The organism is Solibacillus sp. FSL K6-1523 (genome assembly GCF_038005225.1).
Lineage (GTDB): Bacteria > Bacillota > Bacilli > Bacillales_A > Planococcaceae > Solibacillus.
In genome coordinates this window covers 2,717,334-2,738,742 of the sequence record NZ_JBBOSU010000001.1, presented here as the reverse complement: position 1 = coordinate 2,738,742, position 21,409 = coordinate 2,717,334, and the positions used below count along the sequence as shown (strand labels likewise).

Below are 21,409 nucleotides of genomic sequence, written 5' to 3'. Positions count from 1 at the left end.
CGGATAAAGCGATAAACAATAGAAAATTACTAAAAACCATTCAATATAAGTTTTTGATTTATATACCGTTAACGCTATTTGCTCTTTTGATGATGGGTCCATTCCTTTGGTTAGTAAGTGTTTCGTTAATGCCTGGGAAAAATGTATTTTCTTTTCCACCTGCTATATTTCCTACATTTATTGACTTTAAAAATTATGTAGATGTTTGGCAGTATATGGATTTCCTTAAATACATATGGAATACAGTCATTATCACATTTTTAGGTGTGGTATTCAGTATTTTATTATGTAGTTTAACCGCATATCCATTAGCTATCTTCAAGTTTAAAGGGAGGAATATTATTTTTATAGCGCTGATTGCGACGATGATCATCCCTGCCGCTGCGAGTCTAGTTGTCAATTATTTAACAATAAATAAGCTTGGTTTAATTAATACATTTACTGGCGTCGTACTTCCAACTCTCGTAACTGTTTTTAATGTATTTCTATTTAGGCAGGCATTTATGGGGATTCCTAGCGACATTCGAGACTCTGGAAAGATGGATGGTGCTTCTGAATTCCGTATTTGGTGGCAACTAATGATGCCGATGATAAAACCAGCAATTGCGGTTGTTGCTTTATTCGAATTTATGGCCAATTGGAACAGCTTTTTATGGCCAATTATCGTATTAAATACAGACAAGTACCCATTAGCTTCCGCTTTAAGTTTCTTAAATGGACAGTTTTCTTATAACTTTGGATGGATAGCAGCAGGAACGGTTATCTCTGTTCTTCCGATTATTATCGTATTTTTATTGACGCAAAAATACTTTATGGAAGGCATTTCAGGTGCGATAAAAGGATAGCTGGTCTGCAAATTTTTTAAACGTCAATTATGAGGGGGTATCCATGCAAAAAATTGTTTATGTACCATTAGATGAGCGACCATGTAATTATTCTTTTCCAAATCTTTTATCCGATCAAACGGAAGTAAATCTCTTACGCCCCAGTTTAAATTTAATGGGTGATAAAAAAAAGCCAGGTGACACAGAAAAACTATGGGATTGGTTATATAAGGAGTCAATGGATGCAGATGGTCTGATTCTTTCAATCGATACATTATTATTCGGCGGAATTATCCCTTCAAGACTGCATCAACTGATGTTAGAGGATTGCAAAGAAATACTACACAAACTTTGGAAAATCAAAGCTTGTAACCCAAATGTAAAAATATATGCTTTTAATCTCATTATGCGGTGTCCTCAGTATTCTAGTAATGATGAAGAGCCCGATTACTATGAACACTGGGGAAAGGAGATTTTTAGGTATGGCGAACTTTCACATTTAATTTCTGCTAACCTCGCATCATTAGAGGAGAAAAAGGAATGTGAAGCATTAAAGTGTCAATTGCCTGAAGAGTATATGGAGGATTATTTAAATAGAAGAAAGATTAATGTCGGTGTCAATCAACTTGTACTAGAATATGTAAAAAACGGCATCATTGATTTTCTTATTATTCCGCAAGATGATTCGGCTCCCTATGGTTGGACTGCTATGGACCAACAGGCAGTTAGAGGAGCGATTGCAACTCATAATTTAGAACTAGATGTCTATATGTATCCAGGTGCGGATGAAGTTGGTTGCACCTTACTTGCAAGAATGTTGAATGCTTTTAAAGATAAGAGACCGCTGATTTATCCGGTATTTTCAAGTATTCAAGGACCAGCAGTTACGCCGTTATACGAAGACAGGCCATTATTTGAGACACTTAAATATCAAATAATAGCCGCGGGGGGATTGATGGCGACAAATATGCAAGAAGCGAATCTTGTATTATTTGTAAATGCACCTGTAGAGCCAATGGTAGAGGCTTCCAGTCAGGAGAATCTAAGCTCAGCTTATCAAGTGAATCGAAATTTGATTGATTTTGTTGAACAACTCGAATTCACAGTGAAGAACCGAGCGATTCCTTGTATCGTAGCAGATGTAGCTTTCGCGAATGGTTCAGACTTAGAACTTGTAAAATTAATGAAAAGCAAACAACTTCTATTCTCATTGGCTGGATATGCAGGTTGGAATACAAGTTCCAATTCATTAGGAACATGCATAGCGCAGGGGATGTTTTACAACATTTTTGGCGAATCACAAGCCCATCGCGATTTTTTAGCATTGCGTTATGTAGAAGACGCAGGATATTGCAGCTATGTAAGAAATGATGTAACGAATAATAAATTACCGGAGCTAGGTTACGATTATTTCCGCGTGGATGGAAAAAAAGGCGTCGTTGCTAACATTGTGCAATCACAACTCACTTCATTTATACAAGCGTATCTAAATGATTATGAAAATAGCATACGAATCAAGGAATGTACAATGCCATGGAGCCGGATGTTTGAAGTTGGCTTGACGGTTGAATATTTCAAAAGGGCAGAAAATGAGAAAGTTAGTGAATAAAGGGGCTGCTTCTATATGATTAAACAAGAAACTTCAGATGTTATTGTCATAGGTGGAGGACTGGGCGGTTGCATGGCAGCATTAGCTGTCGCCAAAATGGGCTACCAGGTCATTATGACGGAAGAAACAGATTGGTTAGGTGGACAGCTTACAAGTCAAGGAGTACCACCAGATGAACATCGATGGATTGAAAGCTTTGGCTGCACAAGTACGTACCGGGAATTTAGGAATCGGGTGCGCGGGTATTATCGTGACAACTATCCACTTACTAAGGAAGCAAACAAAAACGATTTATTGAATCCTGGCAATGGCTGGGTAAGTAGGCTGGCACATGAACCTAAAGTGGCACTCAATGTCATTTCCGATATGCTGGCACCCTTTGTAAATAGCGGCAAAATAAAAATTTTATATCACTATAAACCGATAGAGGCAAAAAAGGACGAAGATACAGTACAGTCCATCACAGTTGCACATGTCAGTGAGTTAACAAAAATTGAATTGAGTGGGCACTATTTTTTAGATGCAACGGAATGCGGGGATGTCCTACCAATTGCAGGGGTTGAATACGTAATCGGTGCTGAATCTAAATCCGTTACTGGGGAACCTCATGCTTTAGAAGAGTCCAATTCGCAAGATATGCAGTCCTTTACTTATGTATTTGCAGTTGACTATATTGAAGGTGGAAATTTTGTTATTGAAAAGCCCGAGCAATATGATTTTTGGCGTAACTATATACCAAGGTTTTCGCACCTTCCTTTATTTAGCTGGTATGCAGTAGATGCAGATGATACGACAAAATTAAAGGAATTCACATTATTCCCCAACGAACAACAGATTCCTCCTTTGTTTACATACCGGAGAATACTCGATACTAAAAATATAGATGGACCGCTATATGAGGGAGATATATCACTAATAAATTGGCCACAAAATGATTATTTTCTAGGGCCAATTATTGATGTTTCTCATGAGGAAATAGAGGAGAACTTAAAAAATGCGAAACAACAAAGCTTATCTCTCTTATACTGGCTTCAAACAGAGGCACCAACATTAGATGGGGGAAATGGTTTTCCTGGTTTAAGGCTTCGAAAGGATGTACTGGGTACAGAGGACGGCTTAGCAAAGTATCCATATATTCGAGAATCGAGAAGAATTAAAGCTATGCATACGATAACAGAGCAAGAAGTGAGTAAGGAGTTAAGGGGTGATAAAGGCATTTGCACTTATTTTGATAGTGTCGGTGTTGGTAGCTATCATTTAGATTTACATCATACGACGGTAACGAACCGAAGCTTTTATATTCCAAACTATCCTTATGAAATCCCGTTAGGCGCCCTACTACCGATCCGCGTAAAAAATGTCATTCCCGCTTGTAAAAATATTGGCACAACACAAATTACAAATGGCTGCTATAGGCTTCATCCAACAGAGTGGAATATTGGGGAATCAGCAGGCTATTTAGTGGCATTTTCTTTGTTGAACCAAGTTACTCCTCATCAAGTAAGACAAGAGCAAAAGTATTTGGAAGCGTATCAAACATTACTTCTCACTAATGGCATTCAGCTTCACTGGCCAGAGGAACTTGACTTATAAGGGGGAGAACTAAATGGAACAATCGAATATATTATGGGTAGATTTTTTAGCGAATGCGACTAGATTGCTAGATGCTAATAAAATGAAAGAGCTGATCGAACATGCCCAAAATTGTAAAATAACGCATTTAGTAGTGGATGCGAAAATTCCATATGGATTTACAACCTATCCAAGCGGGTTTGCCTTTCATGTAAGTAAAATGAAAGATGAGCAATATAAGGGATGGAAAGGCCGCGATTTTCTTCAAGAGATGATTGCACATGCGAAAGGGTCTGGTTTAAAGATTATTGCAAATGTGGATGTGTTTTCAGAAGGCAGTGGCATCCATAAAGAAGGGATGGTATTTAGCAAACCAGAGTGGAAAGTTACTCACTATGATGAGGCATTTTCTAATATGCCAACAGCTATGGAAAATCATAATGATCCAACCATTTTCGTCAATCCAATTCATCCAGAAGTGGAGGCTTATGAATTAGCGATTATTCAAGAAATCGTGAATCATTACGAAATCGATGGTGTCGTATTAGACAGATGCCGTTATCCGAATATTTATGGAGACTTTAGTCATTTAAGTAAAGAAAAATTTGAAGCTTATATTGAACAAGAAATAGAAAATTGGCCGGCAGATATTATGACGGTTGAGCATAAAAAACCTATCCTCGGTAACCTCTTCCCTAAATGGGCAGAGTTCCGAGCGGATAATATTAAAAATTTCGTGAAAAAAGTAAGAAATGTAGTGAAATCAAAAAACAATGATTTGATTTTTACTGTATATGTTGGTTCATGGTACCCGCTTTATTACAATGAAGGGGTCAACTGGGGGAGCAAAACGTATCAGCCATCTTTTAAATGGGTTTCTGATACTTACTACACAGCTGCGTATGCCGAGGAATTTGATTTTATTATGACCGGTTGCTATTACTCAGAAGTCACGATTGAAGAGGCGAAAAACAATGAAAGACCAGCCAATTGGTACAGCGTTGAAGGGGCAATTGCAATGAGCAATGAAGTGATCAATGGGCAAATCCCGGTGATCGCGAGTTTGTATTTAAAAGATTATCAAGATAATGTCGAGCAGTTTTTGAAGGCTGTAAAGTTATGTAAGGAACAAACAAATGGTGTTATGCTATTTGACACAATCTACTTAGAGGAATATCGATGGTGGGGCGAATTAGAAAAGTTTATTAAATGATATATTGCCATGTTGTAGGAGGGGCTAAATGTATTGAATAAGGCTCATCATGTGTTCGCTAGTCTTCATTTAAATAAAACGATACATTATACAGTTCTCACTATGTGTAATGATATAAAAAATGCGTATATCATTTATGTTCAGGACGAATTTGACTATTTGGAATTGGGCAATTTAGAACAAGCCATGCTTCATTTAGTACGTGACAATCCTGAATTAGTGCGGCACCTTGTGTTTGTGTGTATTCATCCAGGAGTTTCGTTCGAAAGATGGGCATCATTTAGTAGCAAGGGCACGCTTTTTTCGCAATAAATTCGCTTTATGAATGACGAATTTATCCCGACTTTCGAGAAAAATTTAAAGGTTGAAGTAATTTTAAAAAGAGGGCTATTAGGGGATTCTTTAGCAGGTAATATTAGTTTAAATATTGCATTGGAAAATCCGAATCAATGGACGCATTTAACTTGATTCAGCAAAATTCCTCCACTTTAAATGTGGGGGATGAGTGCCAAAAAGTGCAAATTCTATTCAGTGGAGGTTCAAACCCTGGCTGAATCAAGTTAAGCCCCGGCGGATGTCACAGATTTTTAAGGGAAGTTTTTCGAGCAAGCTCGAAAAAATCTGGACACAATTACGCCAAGGCGTAATTGATTGTTACAATCTCCTGCTGTGTCAATAGAGGATATAGGGCGAATAGGGAACATTAATATTTCGGGGGGGCGTGTATATCAAACGGTTGGTATATACGAGGACGAGTTTATATCCCCCATGTCAAACGAAAATTTATATATTTTGACGAGAAACCGGCAATTGTATAAATGTCTTCTTTTGCGCGGTGCAAAGATGAGCTATAAAGAAACGCAAGATGAACATCTGTGGCTTGTTTGGGAAAATGATTTATTAAATGCTTTTAGGTTTTTTGTTATGTAGGCTTGCAGGTTATTCAAAGAGACATTTAATTCAACATAGATTTTCCAATAATCAAACAAAAATCCCCATGCGACAACCTATATTGAAGGCTTTCGCATGAGGCTAAATGTTTGCTTACAGAGGTACTTATTAATGAAAAATGTCCACTTCCTTTGATTTTTTCAGTAGTTGATGAGTCTGTTTGTTTATTCGTTCTTTTAGTAATGCGCCAAACGCAATGAAAATAATTGCATAGAACGCGAGAAAAATGAGATCTTTAGCTGCGCGCTCCCAAACGATTCCGCCGGTTGATTCACGCATAATATCAATAGCATACGTGAACGGTAGGAATGGGCTAATTGTTCCGAAAAAATCTGGGAGTAGCATCACTGGATACGTTCCACCAGAACCTGCGATTTGTAAGACAAGCATAACAATCGCCATCGCTTTTCCAACATCTCCAAAGACAGAAACGAGGGTGTATACAATGGACATAAATACAACGCTAATGAGCAATCCAAAAATGATAAACCAAAAAGGTTCTCGTATATGAACATTGAGTAAAAGAAGATCGCCACATACAACGATCAGTGTTTGCAATAGTCCGATGACGCTAAATGTTAACAACCTACCGAAATAGACTTGCCGAGCTGAATACTCTTCGTTATGCAAGTTGGTCGAAAGCAATGAAATAAGTAATAGACAACCAACCCATAAAGAAAGTACAGTATAAAATGGGGTCATTCCTGTCCCGTAATTAGCAATGGGGAATAGGCTGTTTTCCTTTAATTGAATCGGCTCTTCAAAGAAACTTTTTTCGGCATTTGGATCGTTTTGCAGTAACTGGATGATTTCATTAATATCCATTTCTCCTTGGCTATTCCGAATCTTGGCTGCTAAATGATTCACTTTTTCAGATACATAAGGATACTCTGCAATCGCTTTTTCAATTGTTGTTTTTGCCTTTGTTAAGTCATGATTGGAGGTGGCAAGAATTGTCCCCACTTTTGGTAATGTAGTTTGAATTTCCACTAGTAATTTTTTTGCTTCTCCTATTGTTCCTTTCGCATTTGCGATTTCTTTCTTGACGGTTGGTTCAATCGTATCGACATACTCCTTCATAAATTGATCGATTTCAACGGATGTATTGGCTGCGATATTTTGTATATCATCAATAGCTTGATGGAATTTACCAGACTCACCATTAACGATATCGTTTACCGCCCGTGCATTCGTTTGTGCTTCTTGTAATAGATTTTTTAGATTATCTGTTTTCGTAATCGCGTCGTCCAGTTTACCGTCTAATTTAAGTGATGGTGTTGGTCCGATTTTATTTCCATGGTCTTTGGCTGCATCATTTGATAGGTTTTCATCAGATATATCCCCGTTTTTTGGTAGCTGTTGTACTAACCCTTGCAATTGAATGAGGTCTTGCTTGATGCCATCTACCTTATTAATACTTTCAGTCATCTGGTAATCCAGTGCTTTTTTTGCCTTGTCAAGTTCTGTGAAATCTATTTGCATGCCTTGTAATTGTTTCAAAAAGTCATTTGCTTCATTTGAAATTTCACTGACCTTTTTTAAGTCGGCTTTGATTTTTGGGGATAATTCGTTTAGTTTTTCTTCGGCAGTAGTTAGGTAACCAACCGTGTTATTGATTTGGCCAAGTCCTTCTTCTGTAATTTGTTTTGCTTGTGGTAATTTCCCTTCAGCTAGTTGAAGGATTGCTTGGGCGTCTGTCGCATCTTTCAATCCGCGTTTCAGTAAATCATTAATCTCAGGTAAGCTTTTTTCAGCATCAAATACGTAATTCTCGAATTTTTTAATATCAGGTAAGTTTTTTTCTAATTCAAGACCAAGTGTATTCAGTAAATCAAAAATGACGCCATTTACAGTAGAAACGAATTGGCTATTTACTTTATCGACGATGACCGTTGCACCCTTTTCAGTGATTTTCGGCGCAATCGAGTTTAATTTTTCATTTACATAGTATTCGATTTCAGCTTTTTCAGGTTCACCAGACACAACGGTAGCAAGTTGTTCCGACAAATTCGAGGGAAGTACCATGACAGCAAAATAATCGCCATATTCAACACCTTCCATCGCTTCTTGCCGAGATACAAAATGCCATTCCATCGATGGATTTTCCTTTAGTGTCGAGACAATTTGTGCACCCGTGTCAATATGTTTACCTTGTAAATCGACTGCTTTATCTTCATTTACAATCGCAACGGGTATTTTATCGGTCTTGCTATAAGGATCTGAGGAAGCGTAAATATTGAGCCATGCGTACAAAGAAGGTAAGAGAATCAAGCCGCCAATTAAGATGGCAGCAACCCAGTTTGTCGAAATGTTACGTACATCACGTTTGAAAATCGTGAAAACTTTATGCATTGATATGCCTCCTTCCATCGGAAATTTTATCTACATCAACACTATATGGCATTGTAAAAAAGTCTCTAGGTTAAATGATATTTATAGGATGTATCATAACCAAAACTGCCTGGTTTGAACCTTATTCTGATGGTGGGGCGTACGCAAAAAAATAGTAAAGGGAATGCAAATAACAAGAAAATTTAATTATTCAATCATGGTACAAGGAAAGGAATAAATACCACCTTGAACTGTTAACTAGGAGGATTTGTCATGAAAACGATTATACAAGGATTCTTTTGTATGCTGTTTATACATATAATAATTTTTATGTATACCATTGGATGGCCATATGCGAAAATGAAATTCGACGAGCTAAATAGATCTGAGAGTTATGTCGCTACAAGTCAAACCGATTTTATGCTGATCGGTTTTGTTGGTTCACCAGTAGCTTTATTTAGCATCACGGTTATTGGGGGAACGATTATTTGTAGCATCGTTATTAGTTTGATTAAAAAATTATTAGGTCTATTCAGATGAAAAATAATACATAAATCAATCTATTCATGGAGGCGTAATTGTGAAAAAGTTAAGTTTGATCTTCGTAATTTTTATCTTTTTATTATTGACCGCCTGTGCTGATGAAGAACCTACTATAGAAATTGAAATAAACGTTTCTCCTGTCAGTGATGATGAATACAGTAAAGTTGGTGCCACTAAAGATTTAAAAGAGCCAAAGCAAGAGGACTTTAAAGTACTTGAATACACGCTTAAAATGGAACATTCAGATGATGTGACAATTCGACAAATTGAGAGTTTTGATGATTGGAAAAACGTGCTAAACGGTATAGATGATATCGACCGTTATTGGTATGGAAGTGCATGGTCACAAGATAACATATCTGAAAATTTTGCGGAATATTACTATCAAATTGTTTATTATGCAAAAGGAATATCTGAAGCGGACATGAAGAAAGCATTTAGTGATGCCAAAATTACAGTCGCCTGGACTGACGATGAAAATGGACAAATTGAAAAACAGTACAATATAGCGGATTTAATCGAGTTTAGTAAAAAATAGAGGCCGTTACTTATTTCCATCATCTTTTTCAACTCAAAATATGTTTTCCATTGTTCACAATAAAAAACTGAAATTATATGAATTATTTTTGTCTACTCAATTAACCCAATTATAATCACAGGTGTAAGTCTAAATCCTTTATATTTTGGTATGAGAAAAAAATCAGCGTATGCAACAACTACTTCAGCATTATTAATTGGATTCCTATTGAGTTCATCAATAAGTAGTGGTAGTAGTTCGGTTAGTTTATTCGAGTTCATCGCTATGCCCGATGCCCTTTGTATGCCTATCTTTCTTACCGTATAATTGAGCAAATCGATGTGATGTAATTCGTTTAGGGCTGCTTAAATAATAAAAATAGCTGTGTTGGAAAATCCAATTTTATTGGGCTTTTCGGCATAGCTTTTTCTTTTGTGTTATTCATATTAATTATATCTGGTGCAGGCTTTCGTAGTAGTGGGAAGTCTTATACGGCAGTGCATAAACCATTTTATAACTTCTCCAAATGACACATTGAGGGGATTTTTATAAAAGTTTTAACATTAATCCATATATTGTATGTTAAAATACTTACTATAAAAGGAATTATATTTATAAAATAACAGTTTCGATGAAGGAAGGGCTTTTATGAATATCACTACAGTAAAAGTAGAAATTTTACTACCAGAAACTTTTATAGAAAGCATAAGAAATCAATTAAATGCTCTTGGTATATTAACCATTGGAAATTATGACCATGTTATATCTTATACGGAAACTAAAGGTTATTGGAGACCTCTTGATGAATCCAGTCCTTACAGTGGGGAAAGAAATAAAATTTCATTTGGTTCGGAATGTAAATTAGAATTCACATGTGAGTACTTGAAGATACATGAAACTTTAAAAATAATTAAAGACATCCATCCATATGAAGAACCTATCATTAATATTATTCCGCTATTAGATAGTTAATAATTACTCAACTAGTATTGATTTTCCGATTTACAAAACAATAAACAAAATTTATTTGAAGAGAGGCGTTATAAATTGTACAAAGACCAGAATTTAATAATCCGACCAATAGAAGAAACGGATTTCCGTCGTATTTGGGAATTAGAATTTAAAGAAGAGAAACCAATTTGGAAGAAATGGAATGCACCTTATTATCCACATGAAACCAAATCTTTCGATGAGTTTATACATATAGGCAGAGGTTGGATGAATCAATCAAATGTTTGGGCGGTTGAAGTTGATGGTGTTTTGTGTGGAACCGTGTCTTATTACTGGGAACATGAACCATCGAAATGGTTGGAAATGGGGATTCTTTTTTACGAAGGTGGAAATTGGGGGAAGGGGCTCGGCACTCGTACTTTAAAACTTTGGATTGATCATTTATTCAATACGATGCCTTTAGTTCGTGTTGGATTTACTACGTGGTCTGGAAATGAGCGGATGATTCGCGTAGGTGAAAAATTGGGAATGCAAATGGAAGCGCGTATACGCAAAGTTCGTTATTATGAAGGGCATTACTATGATTCGATTAGAATGGGGATTTTACGAGAGGAATGGGAAGGATAGAAAGATTAATTTTGGTATAGCCATATATAAGTGACTAAAATAACGCTTTCAGAACTACTGATTTCCCGTAATAACCTGAAAATAAAACTATAATCAGATTGAAGGGTAAGATGTGAATGAAATCTATTAAACTAATTGTACCAACACTTGCGTATAAACAGCAATTAACAGCTTATAGAGATTCATTTCCAAACAGTCCAAATGGGATTGAAGGCAGTTCTCAACTTGTTTTAGCGAATAGTATAGAAGAGTGGCTTTTTCAAGTTGAAAATAATCGACTTTGGGATACGGTGCAAGAAGGTTGGATGCCATCAGAACAGTATATTGCAGTTGATATAAGAAAAAATGAAATTGTGGGAATGCTCAATTTCCGAAGAGAATTAAATGAGCATTTATTAAATTATATTGGTCATGTTGGTTATTCGATTGCGCCCAGCAAAAGACGGCAAGGGTTAGGTACGATAATGTTAGAACTTGTTTTAATCGAAGCAAAAAAATTTGGATTAGAACGGATGCTTGTAACATGCACAGATGATAATATTGCTTCAGCTGGAGTAATAGAAAATAACGGTGGGGTATTAGAAGATAAACGTGTGGATCCTGGTGACCAAAAGTTAACTGGGAGATATTGGATTACATTATAAGAATTCTTTTATAAACAACTATACATACGACTCGAAAATAAAATACCCAAATAAAAATTTGGTGATTATCAGCAGTTCTAGATTATTTAACTGCGGAAGCATCAAAATATGTGGCACCGCCTAACGTAGCTCTACATCCAACAGGTGGTGCAGTGGATTTAACTTTAATTGATTCAAATGGCAATGAATTGGATCTTGGCACGCCATTTGATGTGATACCACATGAGACTAATAATGCGACTTTTTTGATGCAATAAATATCTCTCCAGAAGTCATACGAAATCGTCAAATCTTAGCACATGCTCTTCAGTCTGTTGGATTTGTTAACTATTTTTCAGAATGGTGGCACTGGTCATATGGTGATAAATGTTGGGCTGCATGAATAACGTAGATGAAGCACTTTATAATCATGTCACAGATCAAGAGTTGTTGAATTTATTGCAAGAGGTATAATTACCCATATTGAATAGGAGGGATCTGTAAATGACCGCGATTTTCGCTTTTATTCCAATCTTAATTTACTTATTTCCAATTGTCTTCGTAATTTGGTTTCTAGTTAAATACCTTAAAATACAGCAAGAAAAAAACGAAATACTAAGGACTATTGCTAACAAGCTAAAAAATTAAACGGGGAAACCCGTCTTTTTTTATGGCACATTTTCATTTAAATGTTTAAGGTCATTCATCAATCATTTAAAACACATAATTAAACAACCTCTGTAAAGACTAAATTTAGGAGGTGGAATCCATGACAAATAACAAAAAGAAACATGAAAGATTTGGGACTGATGGTGACCAAGTGAAACAATTAATCGAACATATTGAAGCTGAAGAACGACAAGCTTCTCGTTCCAACTCAAATGCGGAATTCGGAAATGAGACGGATTTTAAAGAAATGAATCCGAAAATCCGACAAGATAAAAACAACAAATAAATAGTTACCAATCACAACCAGCAATTTTTTTGCTGGTTGTTTTCGCCTTTATTGTAGTAATTTTTGTTACTCAAATCAGTTAGTCGCTCAAAGCCTCTCCTTCAGTTTCCATTAGCTCTGTTTTTGTATGTCATGCTAGCCCCACATTAACACCCACCACATTCATTTGCTGATAATTAGTTTGTAGCGAGAGCCCAGTGATGACTTTTTTTACATTATGTACAGTAACTCATTACTCTTTTTTTTAAAAATATTTTAGGTTGAAAATTCTAAAAATTAACACTACCATATATGAGTACCTCTAATATAATTTTAGTAAAGGATTGATTATATGAAATATTTTAGAAACCCAAAAGAAATCCACCCACCAGTTGCCCCTTATGTACACCAAATTGAAGTAACAGGACCAAATAGATGGTTAACACTGTCTGGACAATTAGGTATGGAGGCAGATGGAACAATTCCAAAAGATCCAATAGACCAAATGAGGTTAGCTCTAGATAACATTAAAAAAAATCTTGAAGCAGCTAACATGGAGATACATGATTTAACTAAATTAGTATTTTATTTAGTTGGAAAGTTTGATGCAGACCAAAGAAGAAAAGTTATAAGTGATTTTCTCGGCAATCATCTTCCTTGTACGACCATGATCTATGTAGTTGCACTTGCTGCCCCTACCTTTAAAATAGAGATTGATGCTTGGGCATGCAAAGAAGATTAATATTTAGAGAGTTAACTACTCTCTAGATTTACTGCACATAATTGTTAAAATGTTTAATGAAATATTTTTTCAAACCGTCTTTTTTTAGAATGAGCTTTCAACGAACAAAGAGATTATTTTTAGTATCGCTAAATATTACTTATAATAGTAGATGAAGAATTATATTAAGCAATAGGGAAGTTGAAATTCAAATTTACGAATGATTTTTAACTTATTTCAGTGCATAAGGAATGTTCGGATTATTCGAAACGATATAAAATCAAATTTTAGGAATAAAATAAAACATTTAAAACGTTCGCATACTAAGCGCACTGACCTAAAAAAATGAGACAAATAAAAAACACCTTACGTTTAAATCAGGTATTTAATACCAATAAATTAACGTGGAGGTGTTTTTTCTATGGGAAGAAGAGTAAGTTATCCAGCTGAAGTTAAAATTAAAGCAATTGAAATGAGATTAGCAGGTATTCCAGTTAAGGAAATACTAGAGGAATTAAAAATTAAGAATAAATCACAATTAATGATTTGGATGCGATGGTATAAAGCAGGAGAAACTCAGCGATTGCATCAACCGGTAGGAAAGCAATATTCCTACGGAAAAGGGCCAGAATATGACTCTGAGGAAGCTCGTTTACAAGCTGAAAATCTTTATCTTAAACAACAAATCGAAGTTTTAAAAAAGTATGTAGAATTGGAGAGGAAGTGGTTGGGCTAGTATTCGTAGATTTAGTGGAAAGATTGAAAGGATTTATGTCAATTCAATCGATTTGTGTGCATATGGGTGTAGCACGTGCGTCCTATTATCGTTGGCGAAAGAATACCGGGAATACTTCTAAAAAAGCCGAGCGAGATCAGGCGATTGGTGAAGCTTGTGCAACCCATAAATATCGTTATGGTTATCGGAAAATAGCAGCCTTATTCTCTGGAATCAGTGAAAAGACTATCCAAAAAGTGATGCAGAAATATAATTGGTCATGTCGGGTAAAAGTGAAAAAGCGTAAACGGACTGGTCAACCATCTAAAGTAGCTGATAACACGTTAAACCGTGACTTTAACGCAACAGCTCCTTTACAAAAGCTCGTAACCGATATTACTTACTTGCCTTTTGGACAGTCGATGTTATATCTTTCAAGCATTATGGATTTGTATAATGGGGAAATCATCGCGTATACAATTGGTTCAACACAAGATACAGAGTTTGTCTTAGAAACGCTTGACCAGCTTAAACAATTGCCAAAAGGCGTCATCTTGCATAGTGATCAAGGTTCTGTATATACGTCTTACGATTATCAAAAAGAAGTGAAAGAAAAAGGAATTACCATGAGTATGTCTCGTAAAGGCACACCAGCGGATAATTCCCCAATCGAAACGTTTCACTCCTCGCTAAAGTCAGAAACGTTTTATCTTGACGACATACACAGCACGACTAATGCATGTGTAATTCGTATCGTCGAAGAATATATAAATTATTATAATAATACCCGTATCCAAACGAAACTAAACAACCTGTCACCGGTAAAATACCGACAACAGGTTGCTTAAAATAGGTGTTTTATTACTGTCTCAAAAACGACAGGCAGTGCCAATGGATTAAGTGTTTTTATATACAACTTTTGTACTTGAGAGGAGGTTACATTAATTGCTAATGGTACTAATACTTTTATTTATTTTAATTTCAGTTCCCTTATATACTTTATTTAGAATAGTTAAGAGTTTTATGAGGAAGGCGAACTGGGAATCGGCCAAAGTTAAAGCAATTGATTCCTATTTGGCCATGTTTATTTATTGTTTATTATTATTTGGCTTTTTTCTAAATGGTAATGGCGTGGCTGGTGGTGAGCGATTGCGTATTTTTTCACATAATGGCCTTAAGATAAATGGATATGCTTCGATTGCCAATGAATATATAGCATCCGTAATTATCTTATTGACATTGGGTCTGTTTGCCTTTTGGATCATAAGTTTTAACGATAAGTCTCTTTCCCCGGTTATGTATGTAATATCAAGTACGTTAATTATTTCGAATATCCTATTTGCAATTGCCTATCTCACGCATACAGGCTTTTCACATGAAGGGGAAGAATTTTTGGTCTTCTTTTTGCAAATTAGTTTTTTATCTCTAATATTTTTATATAGCGCAAGGCTGAAGGATTCCCTGAACCAATTTATTGATAGTCAGAATGAAAAAGAGAATGAATACAACAATAAATTTCTGTTATTTCTCTATAAAATATCTAATAACTATCGGAATATGTCTAAGCTATGGGCAATCTGTCTTTTTCCAGTTCTAGTAATTATCCAGCTAATTTTGGTCCTATTCGGTCAACGTCCAGATAGCTTTATCCGAGTGTTCCTTGAAACGAGCTCTTTCAATTATTCGAATATCCCTGCGCCAAAACCAGAAATCGTAGAGGGGGATGGGCATTATTTGTGTACGGTCTCTGCTAAAGGGCATAAAAAATTGGTTAAACCAATTAGAGCGGGCATTAGAAGAGGGGCAAGAATCCCCGTGAACCGCCAGCTGCTAATTGCGAATGCATTTGAAAATATTTTAGAACAATATATGCCAACCTTTCATAAATCCATCCGAAACTTTTACGATCAATATGGCTATCCAATAAGTAAGCATATCAATTCAAAATGGTCTGCGGATGTCATCTATCTTTTAATGAAGCCTTTAGAATGGTTCTTCCTTGTTGTGCTCTATACAGTAGACAAAAATCCAGAAAATAGAATTTCAATGCAATATAGTGAATTGCGGAAATGATTTTAGGATTTTTTTCTTAAATTCCCATGAGAGAACGTAATAATCTTTTATTTTCTGTAGTGTAGCGTCGTTTTTCTGTTATATAGATGGTTAACGGTGTAGTTTAGTTGTATTAAAATTTATTTCAGGGAACACTAAAATGAGGTGAATCCGATGAAAAAATATGTGTTCGTATTATTCTTGCTTATTTCATTTGTCGTTCCTATAAGTATTATTAGTGCAAAGGAAAAAGATTATGAATTGATTGCAGAGGTGCCTAAAGAGAATATCGTACTGTATGCCAAGGAAGTGGACGGTTTATATCGGGACTTTAAACTTGTTTTTAAAGATGGGACTTATTATAAGGAATCCTGGATAAATGTCACAAATCCTGCGTATGCGCCAAAACTTTTTTATGAAGATCTAAATGGCGATGGAGAAGAGGAATTGATCATAATCTTAACTCATGGGTATGGTACGGGTTTACTTGAAAAAGAAGTCCGTGTATTTGATTATCAAGATGAATATGGATTAACTGATGTTCTCGTCGATAATCCATTGGCAATTATTAGTGAAAACGTAAAAACAAAAGTAACTCCTGAAAAAGCCGAAATTATTCTCGGTGTTGAAGAATTCACATACGATACTTCTTTTATAAAACCGTCTTATTTATTTGATGATATAGTGTTTGGCAACATCATTGATTATGATGTCATTAATAATCAACTTAAGGTCAGATTAGGCGCTCAAATAACGGCAGGAAGGTTTATTGGAGATATGATCATTACTTATGAATACCGTGATGAAATGTATCAAGCGAAAACAATGGAATTTATTATGTATGAGATTAAAAAGCCTAATTATAGGCCGGTAAGAATTGAGTGATGTTCATCGATTGTAATGATGCCGTAAAAAAATTAAAAACTCAAGGTGCATATCAAAATATTTGGTGTAACATTCCGGAGACTAAAGGAGAGAATGATTGGTGAGGAAAATACCGGTAATTATAACTATTGTTCTTCTTAGTATCCATATTAATAAATATCAAGCCATTGCGGAAAAAACTGATGCGCCAAATGAGCAGCCTGATTATAAACTTATTTATGATACGTTGCTAACAACCCTTGACCCATCCATAGAAAAGGAAATTATTAATTATTACGGTTATGTTAAGCAATATGGATTGTATGATGCTAAAATTCTGAGTATCGAGAGGCATGAGGGGCAGTTTGGCTTTATTGTAAAGGTCCAAGTTACTACGTTCGAACATGCACATGATCCACCTAATGGTAAGGAAATAATGATTTCCGAAATAGATCCATCTGGTGTTAAAACGATTAGCTTTCAACATGAGGGGGATCAATTAGAAAAGGATATCAACGAATTTTATAAAGTGACACTTTCAGATATAAAAAAGTCGTTCCAGTTGAATTTGGATACCTATACCTCTTACATATACAACCAATTGCAGTACCAAGCAGAAATAAATGATGAATTTAAATCTCTTTTTGCCATTGCAGAGGAAATAGCAATCAACATATTGATTCCTGAAAGAAAAATACCGAACAAAAATGTGATTGACCCTGTAACCTTTATCAATGGCGACACAGGCTATTTGTTATTTAAAAAGTCGGACGGGACCAATGTAATGTATAAGTTACAAAAGAAAGATGGTAGTTGGATTGTTACGGATAAAAAGAGTAAGCAAGGAAAGAAAATGGATGATAAAATACCGTGGTATATATAGTTTGAATTAAGCCACTATACACTATTAAATAATAAAAATAGCTGTGCTGGAAATTCACCCGATTTTAATTGGGGTTTTCAGCACAGTTTTTATTTGCCACAATCTATTTTTATTTCTCTGCTAATTCAGCAGCAATATTTTCAGCTTCTACATATCCCTTTTGTAAAATCTTATCTCTATCAGCACCGAGTAAATCAGTTCCTTGTACCCGAATGATAGTGTAATCTTCAATTCCGATAAAATTGAACATGGACTTTAAGTATTTATGCGAATATTCAACTTCGGTATACCAGTCATTATTCGTATAGATGGCGCCACTTCCTTGTATCACAACTATACTTCTGCCGTCTTTTAGTAACCCAACTGATCCTGTGTCCGTATATTTAAAAGTTTCCTTTGCAATTAGAATATTGTCCATATAGGCTTTTAACTGTGATGAAATATTAAAGTTATGCAGTGGATAAGCAATCACATACTTATTTGCACTTTTAAATTGTTTTAATATCTCATTCATACGCGCAGTGATTTCTTGCTCTTGGCTAGTCAGTTCTTGGCCGAGTCTTAATTTCTCCCATGCAGTTAGCACCGTTTCATCTATCATAGGCACTTCCTCACTGTATAAGTTAATTTGTTCGATCATCTCATCATCAGCATGAAGCTCTTTATAGGTTTTCATGAAGTGATTCAGGACATTTAGACTTACTGAAGAAGTTGAATCAACTATTGGATGTGCGTTTATAACAAGAAGTTTACTCATAGATGTATTCCTCCAAAAAGAATTTTTAGTAGATTTCTAATTGTCGACAGTTATTATCTACAATTAAGATGCTATTAATAATATATCGGAAAATAATATGTGTCAAATAAAAAAATTATGCACTTCAAGTTTGTGATAAGATACAGTTATTATTTTAAAAAGTAAAAGCAGGTGAACTAAAATGAAGTATAGCGTAATGGTTGAATATGCTTTACATAGCCTTGTTTATTTAATTGATGTTCCTTCAAATGAAAGCATTGGAATAAGAGAGCTTTCGGAATTTCAAGGATTATCAGAGACCTATTTATCGAAAGTTTTTGGTAAATTATCTAAGGCTGGTATCGTAAGTTCTGTCCCTGGAGTAAAAGGGGGATACAAATTGGCAAAAGCTCCTGAAGAAATCTCATTTTTGGATGTAATAATTGCGGTAGAAGGAGCTAAACCGATTTTTCAGTGCCAAAATATTTTAAAGAATAACCTTATGTATGCAGATAAGGAAAAATGCGCTCCATGTACGACAGGTAATTCCTCTTGTACGATTAATTTAGTAATGCTTGAGGCAGAACAGCAAATGAATAAGTTTCTAAGCAGTAAGACGATTGCATGGTTGAACGAAGAACTTGATCAAGTCTTATCGAAAGAGATAAGGGAAGGTTCTCGGGAATATTTTAAGAAGAAGTGACTTCAAATAGTGAAAGGGGATTTTTATGAATATCCGTCCAATGATATTAGAAGATACTTCAAAGTTAGGTGATTTAATGAATTATCTTGGTTATCCATCTACAAATTTAAAAGTTCAAGAAAGACTTAATAGCATTTTAAACTTGCCAGATTATCAAACATACGTTGCTGAATTTAACGGCGAGTTAGTTGGTTTCGTGGGGATGTGTAAGCAAATTGCATATGAATTTGATGGGCCCTATGTGAGAGTTTTAGCGCTAGTAGTTCACGGAGAATTTCGTAGGAAAAATATTGGGCAAAGTCTTATGTTGGCAGTTGAAGATTGGGCAAAAAAGAATCATTGTACAGTAATTACGTTAAACAGTGGAAATAGAGAAGAACGAATCGCTGCGCATAGATTTTATGAAAATTTAGGATACACAGGGAAAAGTACGGGTTTTAGTAAAAGTTTAATCAATAATTAATTTTTATCATACAATTACATTCAAGGTAACAGTAACAAAATCACTAAATCTGAAAGGAATGTAACAAAAAAATCGAGTATGGAGAGAAACTCTACCATACTCGATTTATAAATGAAGTGGGTGATGAAGTGTAGCTATAAAAAATAGGATAAATATTTACTAATTACTATTTTTTGATTTCGTTTTTAATAGCTGTGGAACACTCCAATAGGTTCCCATCCTCCATAGCCATTCAATCGGTCCAAGTCTAAAGAATTTCAACCAAATCTTACTAAATAGTAATTGCAAAATGTAAATTCCTACACAAATCCAGAGAGAGGAAATTAAATTGATGTTCGAAATTAAGTCTAATGCATTTCCAATCAATAAAATTAGTGCAGTTTGTCCTAAATAGTTTGTTAAAGCCATTCGCCCATACTCTCTTAATGGGGAAAACAGTTTTTGAATCAACGGATGTTGAAGCAATATCACTAATGTCCCTACATAGAATGCCGAAACAAATGGACTGATTTGCATTCCGATTAATGGGAAGTTAGTTATTTTTTCTACGTGATTAGCTAACTGTTCCTCCGACAAATTATCAAGTGGTAAGTAAGCATCTGGTGCATATTTCCATTGATAAAACCAACCAACTAAACTTATACCGAACATAACGATTGTAAATATGATGATCTTTTTTCGGTTTTCTTCAATTTTTTCAAATATTCGATACTGTCCTGCTGCTAGTCCCAGTAAAATCAACGGGAATGGCATCGCTATTTTTAAACCTAGGTAAGCAGTTGCTCCTAAAATAATAAGACCTATGACTACATTTATTTCTTTACGCACTTTATAAAATGGTAAAGCAATTAGGCCAAATATAGCATAAAGTGTTAACGCTTCACCTGGTTGGAAATACATATGCACAATTCCTATTAATAATAAAATAACGATTCTTCTTATGAAGAATAAATATGCCTTTTCATTTTTAGCCTTCGCACGTGTTAAAAAAATATAAAAACCTAATCCAAATAAAAATGAAAAAATAGAGAAAAATTTACCTTCTACAAAGAGAGTTAAAATGTTATTGTATGCGATGTCTACTGATGTTTGTGGTAAATCAATTCGCAGAAGTCCTGGAATATTTACTAGTATAATTCCTAATAGTGCAAATCCTCTTAAATAATCCAAAGTATGGATTCGTTTGTTTAAATCAATTGGTTCCATTTTGTTCTCCTCCTAACTAATGCAAAGTATGGATTCGTTTGTTTAAATCAATTGGTTCCATTTTGTTCTCCTCCTAACTAATGCAAAGTATACGGGAGCTCCTGAATAAGTAGTAATGATGAATGTGACGCTAACCTTACAAAATAGTCATATAGGGATTGAGAAATAGGATAAGCGTAGATTGTACATAATTCCTCCAATGGTAACTTATCTACTTATTGAGTTCTATATGATTGCTTTTATGCATGTAAAATTAAGAAGAAAGAGATTATGCAAATTCCGTTCTTAGCATATTCAAACTGATAAAATTTATACAAAATTTAAAAATTTATACAAAATTTAAAAATTTATACAAAATTTAAAATAGAGCA

General features: G+C 35.0%; 23 protein-coding genes. 20 read left to right on the top strand and 3 right to left on the bottom strand.

Going from position 1 to position 21,409, the window contains the following annotated elements; genetic code table 11:
- The first annotated feature begins 11 nt into the window (after positions 1 to 11).
- From MHI10_RS13160 to MHI10_RS21450, 5 genes are all read left to right on the top strand, one after another.
- Entirely contained in the window at positions 12 to 845 is an 834-nt protein-coding gene (locus MHI10_RS13160; RefSeq protein WP_445683225.1) for a carbohydrate ABC transporter permease, read from the top strand.
- A gap of 43 nt (positions 846 to 888) precedes the next feature.
- Positions 889 to 2,433, top strand: a complete 1,545-nt coding sequence (locus MHI10_RS13155) for a DUF4127 family protein (protein ID WP_340786010.1) — start codon at positions 889 to 891, stop codon at positions 2,431 to 2,433.
- Between the two features lie 15 nt (positions 2,434 to 2,448).
- On the top strand, positions 2,449 to 4,026 hold the full coding sequence (locus MHI10_RS13150) for an FAD-dependent oxidoreductase (protein WP_340786007.1): 1,578 nt from the start codon (positions 2,449 to 2,451) through the stop codon (positions 4,024 to 4,026).
- Positions 4,027 to 4,039: 13 nt separating this feature from the next.
- Positions 4,040 to 5,218: an alpha amylase family protein gene (locus tag MHI10_RS13145; protein WP_340786005.1), complete on the top strand. Its 1,179-nt coding sequence runs from the start codon at positions 4,040 to 4,042 to the stop codon at positions 5,216 to 5,218.
- Positions 5,219 to 5,539: 321 nt separating this feature from the next.
- A complete protein-coding gene (locus MHI10_RS21450; RefSeq protein ID WP_445683187.1) occupies positions 5,540 to 5,686 on the top strand; it encodes an alpha/beta hydrolase-fold protein in 147 nt (48 codons plus the stop codon).
- A 591-nt stretch (positions 5,687 to 6,277) separates the two neighbouring features.
- On the opposite strand, the gene MHI10_RS13140 is transcribed toward MHI10_RS21450, so the two are convergent.
- On the bottom strand, positions 6,278 to 8,521 hold the full coding sequence (locus tag MHI10_RS13140) for a YhgE/Pip domain-containing protein (protein WP_340786002.1): 2,244 nt from the start codon (positions 8,519 to 8,521) through the stop codon (positions 6,278 to 6,280).
- Positions 8,522 to 8,773: 252 nt separating this feature from the next.
- On the opposite strand from MHI10_RS13140, the gene MHI10_RS13135 reads away from it, so the two are divergent.
- The 13 genes from MHI10_RS13135 to MHI10_RS13080 all read left to right on the top strand — a co-directional run bounded on the left by MHI10_RS13135 (position 8,774) and on the right by MHI10_RS13080 (position 17,930).
- Positions 8,774 to 9,040 (top strand): hypothetical protein, encoded by a 267-nt coding sequence (locus tag MHI10_RS13135; RefSeq protein WP_340786000.1) that lies wholly within the window; start codon positions 8,774 to 8,776, stop codon positions 9,038 to 9,040.
- Between the two features lie 40 nt (positions 9,041 to 9,080).
- Positions 9,081 to 9,581 carry a hypothetical protein gene (locus MHI10_RS13130; protein ID WP_340785999.1) on the top strand — a complete coding sequence of 167 codons (501 nt, stop codon included), beginning with the start codon at positions 9,081 to 9,083 and terminating at the stop codon, positions 9,579 to 9,581.
- A gap of 627 nt (positions 9,582 to 10,208) precedes the next feature.
- Positions 10,209 to 10,532 carry a cytochrome C biogenesis protein gene (locus MHI10_RS13125; protein WP_340785997.1) on the top strand — a complete coding sequence of 108 codons (324 nt, stop codon included), beginning with the start codon at positions 10,209 to 10,211 and terminating at the stop codon, positions 10,530 to 10,532.
- A 75-nt stretch (positions 10,533 to 10,607) separates the two neighbouring features.
- A complete protein-coding gene (locus tag MHI10_RS13120; protein WP_340785995.1) occupies positions 10,608 to 11,138 on the top strand; it encodes a GNAT family N-acetyltransferase in 531 nt (176 codons plus the stop codon).
- A gap of 116 nt (positions 11,139 to 11,254) precedes the next feature.
- On the top strand, positions 11,255 to 11,782 hold the full coding sequence (locus MHI10_RS13115) for a GNAT family N-acetyltransferase (protein WP_340785992.1): 528 nt from the start codon (positions 11,255 to 11,257) through the stop codon (positions 11,780 to 11,782).
- Positions 11,783 to 11,892: 110 nt separating this feature from the next.
- On the top strand, positions 11,893 to 12,039 hold the full coding sequence (locus MHI10_RS13110) for a hypothetical protein (protein ID WP_340785990.1): 147 nt from the start codon (positions 11,893 to 11,895) through the stop codon (positions 12,037 to 12,039).
- The gene (locus MHI10_RS21445) at positions 12,036 to 12,164 is read left to right on the top strand and encodes a M15 family metallopeptidase (RefSeq protein WP_445683224.1); all 129 of its coding nucleotides are present in this window, start codon (positions 12,036 to 12,038) and stop codon (positions 12,162 to 12,164) included. The genes MHI10_RS13110 and MHI10_RS21445 overlap by 4 nt, the downstream gene beginning before the upstream one ends.
- Positions 12,165 to 12,530: 366 nt before the next feature.
- Positions 12,531 to 12,716, top strand: coding sequence for a hypothetical protein (locus MHI10_RS13105; RefSeq protein ID WP_340785988.1), 186 nt, complete (start codon positions 12,531 to 12,533; stop codon positions 12,714 to 12,716).
- Between the two features lie 331 nt (positions 12,717 to 13,047).
- Entirely contained in the window at positions 13,048 to 13,437 is a 390-nt protein-coding gene (locus MHI10_RS13100; protein ID WP_340785987.1) for a RidA family protein, read from the top strand.
- A gap of 400 nt (positions 13,438 to 13,837) precedes the next feature.
- Positions 13,838 to 14,979, top strand: a protein-coding gene (locus tag MHI10_RS13095) for an IS3 family transposase (protein WP_340782087.1) whose coding sequence is annotated in 2 segments (ribosomal slippage) — positions 13,838 to 14,123 and positions 14,123 to 14,979 — 1,143 coding nt in all. Because the reading frame shifts where the segments join, the coding sequence is not laid out codon by codon here.
- A gap of 103 nt (positions 14,980 to 15,082) precedes the next feature.
- Positions 15,083 to 16,204 (top strand): DUF6688 domain-containing protein, encoded by a 1,122-nt coding sequence (locus tag MHI10_RS13090; RefSeq protein ID WP_340789238.1) that lies wholly within the window; start codon positions 15,083 to 15,085, stop codon positions 16,202 to 16,204.
- 153 nt (positions 16,205 to 16,357) lie between these two features.
- On the top strand, positions 16,358 to 17,068 hold the full coding sequence (locus MHI10_RS13085) for a hypothetical protein (protein WP_340785985.1): 711 nt from the start codon (positions 16,358 to 16,360) through the stop codon (positions 17,066 to 17,068).
- A gap of 100 nt (positions 17,069 to 17,168) precedes the next feature.
- Positions 17,169 to 17,930: a DUF3888 domain-containing protein gene (locus MHI10_RS13080; protein ID WP_340785984.1), complete on the top strand. Its 762-nt coding sequence runs from the start codon at positions 17,169 to 17,171 to the stop codon at positions 17,928 to 17,930.
- Between the two features lie 109 nt (positions 17,931 to 18,039).
- Here MHI10_RS13080 and MHI10_RS13075 read toward each other — a convergent pair whose 3' ends face one another.
- A complete protein-coding gene (locus tag MHI10_RS13075; protein WP_340785982.1) occupies positions 18,040 to 18,687 on the bottom strand; it encodes an FMN-dependent NADH-azoreductase in 648 nt (215 codons plus the stop codon).
- 181 nt (positions 18,688 to 18,868) lie between these two features.
- Here MHI10_RS13075 and MHI10_RS13070 point away from each other — a divergent pair, with 181 nt between their 5' ends.
- Complete coding sequence (locus MHI10_RS13070; RefSeq protein WP_340785980.1) at positions 18,869 to 19,369, top strand: RrF2 family transcriptional regulator; 501 nt, start codon at positions 18,869 to 18,871, stop codon at positions 19,367 to 19,369.
- Between the two features lie 25 nt (positions 19,370 to 19,394).
- Positions 19,395 to 19,832, top strand: coding sequence for a GNAT family N-acetyltransferase (locus MHI10_RS13065; RefSeq protein ID WP_340785979.1), 438 nt, complete (start codon positions 19,395 to 19,397; stop codon positions 19,830 to 19,832).
- 159 nt (positions 19,833 to 19,991) lie between these two features.
- Here the strand turns inward: MHI10_RS13065 and MHI10_RS13060 are convergent, their stop codons facing one another.
- The gene (locus MHI10_RS13060; protein ID WP_340785978.1) at positions 19,992 to 21,038 is read right to left on the bottom strand and encodes a DUF418 domain-containing protein; all 1,047 of its coding nucleotides are present in this window, start codon (positions 21,036 to 21,038) and stop codon (positions 19,992 to 19,994) included.
- Positions 21,039 to 21,409 lie beyond the last annotated feature (371 nt).

Coding starts and splice junctions, on each gene's coding strand:
- MHI10_RS13155 (WP_340786010.1), top strand. CDS start 889: ATGCAAAAAATTGTTTATGTACCATTAGATGAGCGACCATGTAATTAT.
- MHI10_RS13150 (WP_340786007.1), top strand. CDS start 2,449: ATGATTAAACAAGAAACTTCAGATGTTATTGTCATAGGTGGAGGACTG.
- MHI10_RS13145 (WP_340786005.1), top strand. CDS start 4,040: ATGGAACAATCGAATATATTATGGGTAGATTTTTTAGCGAATGCGACT.
- MHI10_RS21450 (WP_445683187.1), top strand. CDS start 5,540: ATGAATGACGAATTTATCCCGACTTTCGAGAAAAATTTAAAGGTTGAA.
- MHI10_RS13140 (WP_340786002.1), bottom strand. CDS start 8,521: ATGCATAAAGTTTTCACGATTTTCAAACGTGATGTACGTAACATTTCG.
- MHI10_RS13135 (WP_340786000.1), top strand. CDS start 8,774: ATGAAAACGATTATACAAGGATTCTTTTGTATGCTGTTTATACATATA.
- MHI10_RS13125 (WP_340785997.1), top strand. CDS start 10,209: ATGAATATCACTACAGTAAAAGTAGAAATTTTACTACCAGAAACTTTT.
- MHI10_RS13115 (WP_340785992.1), top strand. CDS start 11,255: ATGAAATCTATTAAACTAATTGTACCAACACTTGCGTATAAACAGCAA.
- MHI10_RS13105 (WP_340785988.1), top strand. CDS start 12,531: ATGACAAATAACAAAAAGAAACATGAAAGATTTGGGACTGATGGTGAC.
- MHI10_RS13100 (WP_340785987.1), top strand. CDS start 13,048: ATGAAATATTTTAGAAACCCAAAAGAAATCCACCCACCAGTTGCCCCT.
- MHI10_RS13090 (WP_340789238.1), top strand. CDS start 15,083: ATGGTACTAATACTTTTATTTATTTTAATTTCAGTTCCCTTATATACT.
- MHI10_RS13085 (WP_340785985.1), top strand. CDS start 16,358: ATGAAAAAATATGTGTTCGTATTATTCTTGCTTATTTCATTTGTCGTT.
- MHI10_RS13075 (WP_340785982.1), bottom strand. CDS start 18,687: ATGAGTAAACTTCTTGTTATAAACGCACATCCAATAGTTGATTCAACT.
- MHI10_RS13070 (WP_340785980.1), top strand. CDS start 18,869: ATGAAGTATAGCGTAATGGTTGAATATGCTTTACATAGCCTTGTTTAT.
- MHI10_RS13065 (WP_340785979.1), top strand. CDS start 19,395: ATGAATATCCGTCCAATGATATTAGAAGATACTTCAAAGTTAGGTGAT.
- MHI10_RS13060 (WP_340785978.1), bottom strand. CDS start 21,038: ATGGAACCAATTGATTTAAACAAACGAATCCATACTTTGGATTATTTA.